A 7,409-nucleotide genomic window follows, 5' to 3' on the forward strand; every position below is an offset into this window, starting at 1 on the left:
AGATATCCATGCCTGACCGCTCCTTCCTCAACTGGCCCTTCTTCGAAGACCACCATCGCCAACTGGCCGAGCACCTGGACGCCTGGTGCGCGAAAAACCTGCCGGTCGACCACCATGACGTCGACGCCGCCTGCCGCGAGCTGGTCGCGAAACTGGGCAGGGACGGCTGGCTGAAGCCGACGGCGCTCGACACCCGCAATCCGGCACCACTCGACGTGCGCGCCCTGTGCATCACGCGCGAGACGCTGGCCCGCCACGATGGCCTCGCCGACTTCGCTTTCGCCATGCAAGGTCTCGGCACCGGCGCGCTCAGCCTGTTCGGGACGCCGGACCAGCAGCAATGGCTTTCAAAGACACGGGACGGCAAGGCGATATCAGCCTTCGCCCTATCGGAACCGCGTTCGGGATCTGATGTCGCCAACATGGAGATGGCGGCGACCCGTGACGGCGATAGCTACGTTCTCACGGGCGACAAAACCTGGATTTCGAATGGCGGCATTGCGGATATTTACGTCGTCTTCGCCCGCACCGGCGAGGCGCCCGGAGCCAAGGGGCTCTCTGCCTTCCTGGTGCCGGGCGATGCCAAGGGGCTCGGTATCGCCGAACGCCTGGAAGTGATCGCGCCGCATCCACTGGCGCGCTTGTCTTTCGACGGGGTGCGGTTGCCCGCCTCGGCCCTGATCGGCAGGCCGGGCGACGGTTTTCGCATCGCCATGTCGGTGCTCGACGTGTTCCGCTCGACGGTCGGCGCGGCGGCGCTCGGCTTTGCCCGACGCGCGCTCGATGAAAGCATCAAACGCGTGGCCGAGCGCAAATTGTTCGGCGCGCCGATGGCCGAACTGCAGATGGTGCAGGGGCACATCGCCGACATGGCGCTCGACGTCGACGCGGCGGCGCTACTGGTCTACCGGGCTGCGTGGACCAAGGACATGGGTGCGGCGCGGGTGACGCGCGAGGCGGCGATGGCCAAACTGTTCGCCACCGACAAGGCGCAGGAGGTGATCGACAAAGCGGTGCAGCTGCATGGCGGCGATGGTGTCCGCAAGGGCCATATCGTCGAGAGCCTGTATCGCGAGATCCGCGCGCTGCGAATCTACGAGGGCGCATCGGACGTGCAGAAGGTTGTGATCGCACGGCAAGTAATGGGCGCGGCCTGAACAGGTCGTGACCACGGACTGAAATGTTTTCGAGACGGATATTGCGGACCCGATATTGGACAGGCGGAGAGACGACATGCACGAGATCCTGCAGCCGGAAGGCTGGGCAAAACCGGTCGGCTACGCCAATGGCGTGGCCGCGCGCGGCAGGCTCGTCTTCGTCGGCGGACAGGTCGGCTGGAACGGGCAATGCCAGTTCGAGACCGACGATTTCGCCGGCCAGGTGCGGCAGACGCTTCAGAACATCGTCGCGGTGCTGGCCGAGGCCGGCGCGGAGCCACGGCACATCACCTCGATGACCTGGTATTTTACCGACAAGGCCGAATATCTCGGCAACCTCAAGGGGATCGGCGAGGCCTATCGCGAGGTGATCGGCCGGCATTTTCCAGCGATGGCCGCCATGCAGGTGGTGGCGCTGGTCGAGGACCGCGCCAAGGTGGAGATCCAGGCGACCGCCGTTATTCCGGAATAAACGCCCATCGCTTCGTCATCCTGGGGCGAAGCAAGGAGCGCAGCGACGCGGCGCAGACCCCAGGATCCATGCCGTGAAATCAAAGCGTTGCAGCGGTCCGGAATTCTGCTCCGCCGCACTCCGTCGCTAAGATCGCGGCATGGATCCCAGGGTCTCCGCGACGGAGCTTCGCTCCTGCTCCGCCCAGGGATGACGACGTTGAAATCCTGGCTAGGCCACCGATCATCCCCTTGGCATCGCTGCTACCCGCGAAGCCCGGCCTGCCTGAGCAACGGCAGTACGTGGTCGCAGAAATAGGGCAATTCCCTGGTGTAGTTGACGAAGGACAGGGCGATGCCTTGATAGCCGTGCTCCGCAATGGCGGCCATTTCGGCGACGATCGTCTGCGGCGTTCCAACCAGCGGATAGGTGCCGGCGCCGCCGGCGAAACGCTGCCGGTAGCGGTCATAGGCATGCGGGTCGTGCGACTGCGAGAATTCCTTCTTGCCCGCCATGTGCGCATCGACCGCCTCGCGATCGGCCAGATCGACGGCATACCTGTTATAATAGGCCTGCGCCTCTTCCATCGTCGGGCGGCAGACGACATGCGCCACCGTGTAGACCCCGACATCGCGATGGACCTTGTCGGCCCGTTCCCTGATGTCGGCGACATGCTTGCCGGCATCCGCCATCTCGGAAAAGGTCGTGAACAGATAGTCGCATCTGGCGGCGGCGAAATCGCGGCCCGGACCGCCGAAGGCCGCGTTCATCGTCACCGGGCGCGGAACTTGCAGGCTGGCCGGCCGGCTTACTGCCTCCTTGAGGCGATAATAGGTGCCATCATAGTCGAGCGGCTCCGCCGACGCGTAAAGCTTTTCAAGGATCTCAATCCATTCGGCCGCCTGGTCATACCCCTTCTCGACCAGCGGTGTGCCGAACATGCCGAATTCCTTCGGGTTCCAGCCGCAGACGATGTTCAAGCCGGCGCGGCCCTGGCTGATATGATCGACCGTCGCCAATGCCTTGGCGGCATAGAGCGGATGCACAAGCGGCACATGCACGGTCATGAAGAGGCCGATCTGCTCGGTGGCCATGCTGAGCGCTGCCGCCCAGGTGAAGGTCTCGAACGACCATTCGCGCACCTTGTTGCGACCGCCAAAGCCACGCCAGCGCGCGATCGGCAGCAGGAATTCCAGCCCTGCGCGGTCGGCGATTTGGGCCGCCGTCAGATTGTCGTGCCAGCTTGCCGTCCAGCGCTCCGGCACATCGGTGATGGCGAGACCGCCATCGGCATTGGTCGAGAAGACGCCGAGCTTCAGTTTGTTGGAGCCGTGCAGGGGATGCGCTTTGATCATGTCCGGAACTCGCGGCGGAAGATCGCCACGCTAGGCTCGCGCGAAAATATTTCAAGCCTGAAATAGCTTCGCCTCGCCGCTGTTTGCGGATATGAATTCGGGCACGACAACAAAGGAATGGAGCGATGAGCGGATTTCGCCACAAATGCATCGGCAGGGAAAGCCTCGTCGGTTCCTTTGCCGCCATTCCGCATCCCGTTGCGGTCGAAGTGATGGCGCTGTCCGGCCTCGACTTCCTCTGCATCGACTGGGAGCATGCCCAGATCTCACGCGACATCATCGAGACCATGGTGCGCGCCGCCGATGTCCACCGCGTGCCGGCGATGGTGCGCGTTCCCGGCCCCGCGCCCGAAGCCATCCAGGCGGCGCTGGACAGCGGCGCGCAAGGCGTGCTGGTGCCACGCGTCTCGACACCGGCACAGGCGGCAATGGCCGTGAAAGCATCCCGCTATCCGCCACGGGGCGAGCGCGGCGTCGGACCCGGTCGCGCGGCCGGTTATGGCGATCGCATTCCCGAATATCTAGTCGGCGCCAATGACAGGATCGTCGTGGCGGTCCAGGTCGAGACCGCCGAGGGATTGGCCAACATCGAGGCGATCGCTGATGTCGACGGCGTCGACGTGATCTTCGTCGGCCCCGGCGATCTCTCCGTGTCGATCGATGCGATCGGACCGAAGGGCGCCGACAAGCTCACGGACGCGATCCGCAGGATCATCGGCGTGGCGATCGCGCACGACAAGACCTCCGGCATATTCTGCGCCAGCCCGCAGGCCATCGGCCAATGGGCGGCAATCGGCGTCAGCTTCTTCGTCCTGGCCAGCGACACGATGTACCTGGGTGCGGGCGCCGCGGCCAATTATGCCGCCGCCCGGGCCGAACTGGCGCGGGAGGACCCGCGCTAGCGCCCGGTTGCGCAAGCGATCAAGCCAGGAAACTTTTTAAGCTTAAAACTTTTGCCTTGAAAAGCGCCGCGCTTTGGATAAGCATTCAGGATGGATGGCGACTGTCGGCCTGGAGGGCTTTACGGGCAGTTGTCATGGTGCTCCGGGTGGGAGGGGTTTCAGTCCTTGTCGTTTGTGCAGCCCCAATCATCGACCAGCGCGCGCTACGCTTTCGATGGTGCGCGCGCTCAGTTCCATGACCTGCGTACCGAGACCATCGCCAACCTTTCGCGCGTGAATGCGTATGCGACCGCGACAAAATCGCGGCTGCGCTCGAGCGCATGGCCGCCATCATGAATTGACGCCCCGCTGGGAGGCGGGACGGCAAGAACCGTGCGGGCCAGCCCGCCCGATCAACAACCAGAGGGAACACCCCAGAGGGACCACCAATGAAGCTCAACCGTCGCAATCTCATCCTTGTCGCCGCGGCAATCGGCATCGCGGCCGGACCGGCAACCGCCTATGCCGCCGATGTGCTCAATGTCGGCGCCTACCCGACCAATCCGCCCTTTGAATACAAGAACGAGAGCGGCACGTTCGAGGGTTTCGAAGTCGACATCGTCAACGAGGCGGCCAAGCGCGCCGGCATGACCACCGACATCGCCGATCTCGGCTTTCAGGCACTGTTCGCCGCGACCACTTCGAAGCGCATCGACGTCGCCATCTCCTCGATCACGATCACGCCGGAGCGGCTGAAGTCGCAGTCGTTCACCCAGCCCTATTATGATTCCGACATGGGTATCGCGACCAAGACCGACAGCGCGGTCAACGCCGAGGCGGACCTCAAGGGCAAGATCGTCGGCGTGCTCTCGGGCTCGACCGGCGAGACCTGGGTCAAGGCGCATCAGGAAGCCGACGGCTTCAGCGATGTGAAGGGCTATGACACGCAGCAGAACCTTTTGCTCGACCTCAGCGCCGGCCGTGTCGACGCCGCCGTCAGCGACATTCCCGGCATGGAATATTCCTTCACCAAGATGAAGGACCTGAAGGTCAAGCAGCGCATCAAGACCGGCGAGCAGTACGGCCTGATGATGACCAAGGATCATCCGCTGCTCGGCAAACTCAACGACGCGCTGACGGCGATGAAGAAGGACGGCACGTTGGCCGCGATCCACAAGAAGTGGTTCGGCAGCGACGCCCCTGCCGATTCCTCGACCGTCAAGGAAATGCCCATGCCCAAGGCCTGAGCGGCGGCCAGACGGAATGCGTGCCGGCCCCAAAGGGGTCGGCACGTCCCGTTTTTCACGCATGACTTTCCCGGGACCAGCATCCGTTCGGCATAGCCGATCTCGATGTTCCGGGTCGGGCTCTGGCGTCAGATGACGCAACACCGTTCGGGAATGCCCTGATGTCGCTGATCGACACTTTCTTCAACGCCGACGTCATCGCGTCGAGCCTGCCGGCGTTGCTGCGCGGCTTCCTGAACACGCTGCTGCTCGGTCTGCTCAGCATCGGCATCGGCATTCCCATCGGCCTGGTGATCAGCCTGTTGCGGCTCTATGCGCCGAAGCCGCTGCGCTGGCTGGCGGTCGGTTACACCGACATCTTCCGCGCCTTGCCGGTCCTGGTCGTGCTGATCCTGATCTATTATGCGCTGCCTTTCCTCGGCATACGTCTATCGTCCTGGGCGTCGGCGGTGACCGCGTTCGCCATTATCATGTCGGCCTATTCGGCGGAGGTGTTCCGTTCCGGCATAGAGAGCATTCCGCGCGGCCAGTTCGAGGCGGCGCAGGCGCTTGGCCTGCCGTTCCTTTTGACCTTGCGCAAGGTGGTGCTGCCGCAGGCGGTGCGCGTCGTCATCCCGCCGATGACCAGCAACTGCGTCTCGATGTTCAAGGACACGTCGCTGGCCTCCACCGTGGCGCTGCCGGAATTGCTCAAGGAAGCGACCAATGCACAGTCGCTCTACGCCAATCCCTCGCCGCTGATCGGCGCGGCGCTGGTCTATCTCATCTTCCTTTGGCCGATGGTTCGTCTCGTCAGCCTGCTTGAAGCCCGCTTCAAGACCGAGAAGACCCGCTGACCACTCACCACCCCGCAAGCACTTCGCAGGAGATATCCTTGAGCAATCCCCAGGCCACCGGCGGCTTTCCCGTCGACACCATCCGCGCCATGTTTCCCGCCCTGCAGCGGGCTGGCGATTTCATCTTCATGGACAACGCCGCCGGGGCGCAGATTCCGCAGAGCGTGCTCGACGCGGTGACCAACCACCTGGTCTCGCACAATGTGCAGCGCGGCGGCCGCTATGGCCGCAGCGTCACCGTCGACCAGTCGGTCGCCGATGCGCGGACAAGCGTCGCACTGTTGATCAATGCTTACAGCCCGGCGGAAATCTGCTTCGGCATGAACGCCACCTCCTTCATCCGCCTGGTCAGCCTCGGCATCGGCCAGATGCTTGGAGAACGCGACGAGATCGTCATCACCGACATGGACCACGACGCCAACATCGCCACCTGGCTGGCGCTGGAATCGGCCGGCGCCAAATTCAAGTGGTGGCGCATGCGCGAGGATGGCAATCTGCATGTCGACGATCTCAAGCCGCTGGTTTCGGACCGCACTCGGCTGGTCGCCTGCACGGTGACGGCGCACTCGATCGGTTCGATCGTCGATGTCGCGTCGGTGGCGCAAATCGCCCACGCCGCCGGCGCCGAAGTGTTCCTCGACTGCGTGCATTACGGGCCGCATGGGCTGATCGACGTGCAGGCCTGGGGCTGCGATTATCTCGTCTGCTCCGGCTACAAGAATTTCTCGCCGCATATGGGCTTCCTGTGGGGCCGCTTCGAGACGCTGAAGCGGCTGCCGACCTTCCGCGAGGATTTCATTCCGGACGAGCCGCCATACAAGGTCGAGGCGGGCACCTTCATCTACGAGAACGTGTCGGGCATGGATGCCGCCGTGCAGTATCTGGAACTGATCGGCCGCAATCTGGCGCCCTCCAACAACCGCTCGCGACGCGAAAACATCGTCGCCGGCATGGGCGCTATCCGCGATTATGAGCTGGTGCTGGCGCGCGAGATGATGGGCGTACTGAAGGATTGCGGCGCGACCATCTACGGGGTCGCCGACGAGGCGCGCATCAACGAGCGCGTGCCGACCTTCTGCTTCAATATCGGCAAGCTGTCGCCGCAGCGGATCGTCGAGGAAATGGCCGAGATGCAGATCGGCATCCGCGACGGCCACATGTACGCGCCGCGGCTGATGAAGCGCCTCAACCTGTCGATGGACAGCGGCGCCATCCGCGCCTCGCTGGTGCACTACAATACGATCGAGGAGGTGCAAAAATTCGGCGAGGCTTTGCGCGCCATCATCGCCAAGCTGTCGTAATGAGTCAGGCTCGCGGCAATCGCACCGATCGATCCGGGCCGTCGCGCTGCCCCTCATCCGCCTGCCGGCACCTTCTCCCCGTATAGTGACGGGGAGAAGGTGCGGGTGTCCGAACCGGATAGATAGGTAACAGAATGGACCGATAGCATGGGTGACAGTTTTCTTGTCCGCCGGAGGACCG

7 protein-coding genes are annotated in these 7,409 nt (G+C 63.7%); 6 read left to right on the plus strand and 1 reads right to left on the minus strand.

Annotated features, from left to right (window positions below; all coding sequences use genetic code 11):
• Positions 1-8 precede the first annotated feature (8 nt).
• Together FJ543_RS27805 and FJ543_RS27810 are read left to right on the plus strand one after the other, a co-directional pair.
• Positions 9-1,157, plus strand: coding sequence for an acyl-CoA dehydrogenase family protein (locus tag FJ543_RS27805; protein WP_140878371.1), 1,149 nt, complete (start codon positions 9-11; stop codon positions 1,155-1,157).
• A 76-nt stretch (positions 1,158-1,233) separates the two neighbouring features.
• Positions 1,234-1,629, plus strand: a complete 396-nt coding sequence (locus FJ543_RS27810; protein ID WP_135916832.1) for a RidA family protein — start codon at positions 1,234-1,236, stop codon at positions 1,627-1,629.
• Between the two features lie 242 nt (positions 1,630-1,871).
• On the opposite strand, the gene FJ543_RS27815 is transcribed toward FJ543_RS27810, so the two are convergent.
• Positions 1,872-2,963 carry an LLM class flavin-dependent oxidoreductase gene (locus FJ543_RS27815; RefSeq protein WP_140878373.1) on the minus strand — a complete coding sequence of 364 codons (1,092 nt, stop codon included), beginning with the start codon at positions 2,961-2,963 and terminating at the stop codon, positions 1,872-1,874.
• Positions 2,964-3,088: 125 nt separating this feature from the next.
• On the opposite strand from FJ543_RS27815, the gene FJ543_RS27820 reads away from it, so the two are divergent.
• The 4 genes from FJ543_RS27820 (at position 3,089) to FJ543_RS27840 (ending at position 7,228) form a co-directional block, all read left to right on the plus strand.
• Positions 3,089-3,865, plus strand: coding sequence for an HpcH/HpaI aldolase/citrate lyase family protein (locus FJ543_RS27820; RefSeq protein ID WP_140878375.1), 777 nt, complete (start codon positions 3,089-3,091; stop codon positions 3,863-3,865).
• 428 nt (positions 3,866-4,293) lie between these two features.
• Complete coding sequence (locus FJ543_RS27830; RefSeq protein ID WP_015314095.1) at positions 4,294-5,091, plus strand: ABC transporter substrate-binding protein; 798 nt, start codon at positions 4,294-4,296, stop codon at positions 5,089-5,091.
• 161 nt (positions 5,092-5,252) lie between these two features.
• Positions 5,253-5,927, plus strand: a complete 675-nt coding sequence (locus FJ543_RS27835; protein ID WP_015314096.1) for an amino acid ABC transporter permease — start codon at positions 5,253-5,255, stop codon at positions 5,925-5,927.
• Positions 5,928-5,965: 38 nt separating this feature from the next.
• A complete protein-coding gene (locus FJ543_RS27840; RefSeq protein ID WP_181172921.1) occupies positions 5,966-7,228 on the plus strand; it encodes a cysteine desulfurase-like protein in 1,263 nt (420 codons plus the stop codon).
• Positions 7,229-7,409: the final 181 nt, after the last annotated feature.

It is taken from the genome of Mesorhizobium sp. B2-5-7, from assembly GCF_006440875.1.
Taxonomy (GTDB): Bacteria; Pseudomonadota; Alphaproteobacteria; order Rhizobiales; family Rhizobiaceae; genus Mesorhizobium; species Mesorhizobium australicum.

Coding starts and splice junctions, on each gene's coding strand:
- FJ543_RS27835 (WP_015314096.1), top strand. CDS start 5,253: ATGTCGCTGATCGACACTTTCTTCAACGCCGACGTCATCGCGTCGAGC.
- FJ543_RS27820 (WP_140878375.1), top strand. CDS start 3,089: ATGAGCGGATTTCGCCACAAATGCATCGGCAGGGAAAGCCTCGTCGGT.
- FJ543_RS27810 (WP_135916832.1), top strand. CDS start 1,234: ATGCACGAGATCCTGCAGCCGGAAGGCTGGGCAAAACCGGTCGGCTAC.
- FJ543_RS27830 (WP_015314095.1), top strand. CDS start 4,294: ATGAAGCTCAACCGTCGCAATCTCATCCTTGTCGCCGCGGCAATCGGC.
- FJ543_RS27805 (WP_140878371.1), top strand. CDS start 9: ATGCCTGACCGCTCCTTCCTCAACTGGCCCTTCTTCGAAGACCACCAT.
- FJ543_RS27815 (WP_140878373.1), bottom strand. CDS start 2,963: ATGATCAAAGCGCATCCCCTGCACGGCTCCAACAAACTGAAGCTCGGC.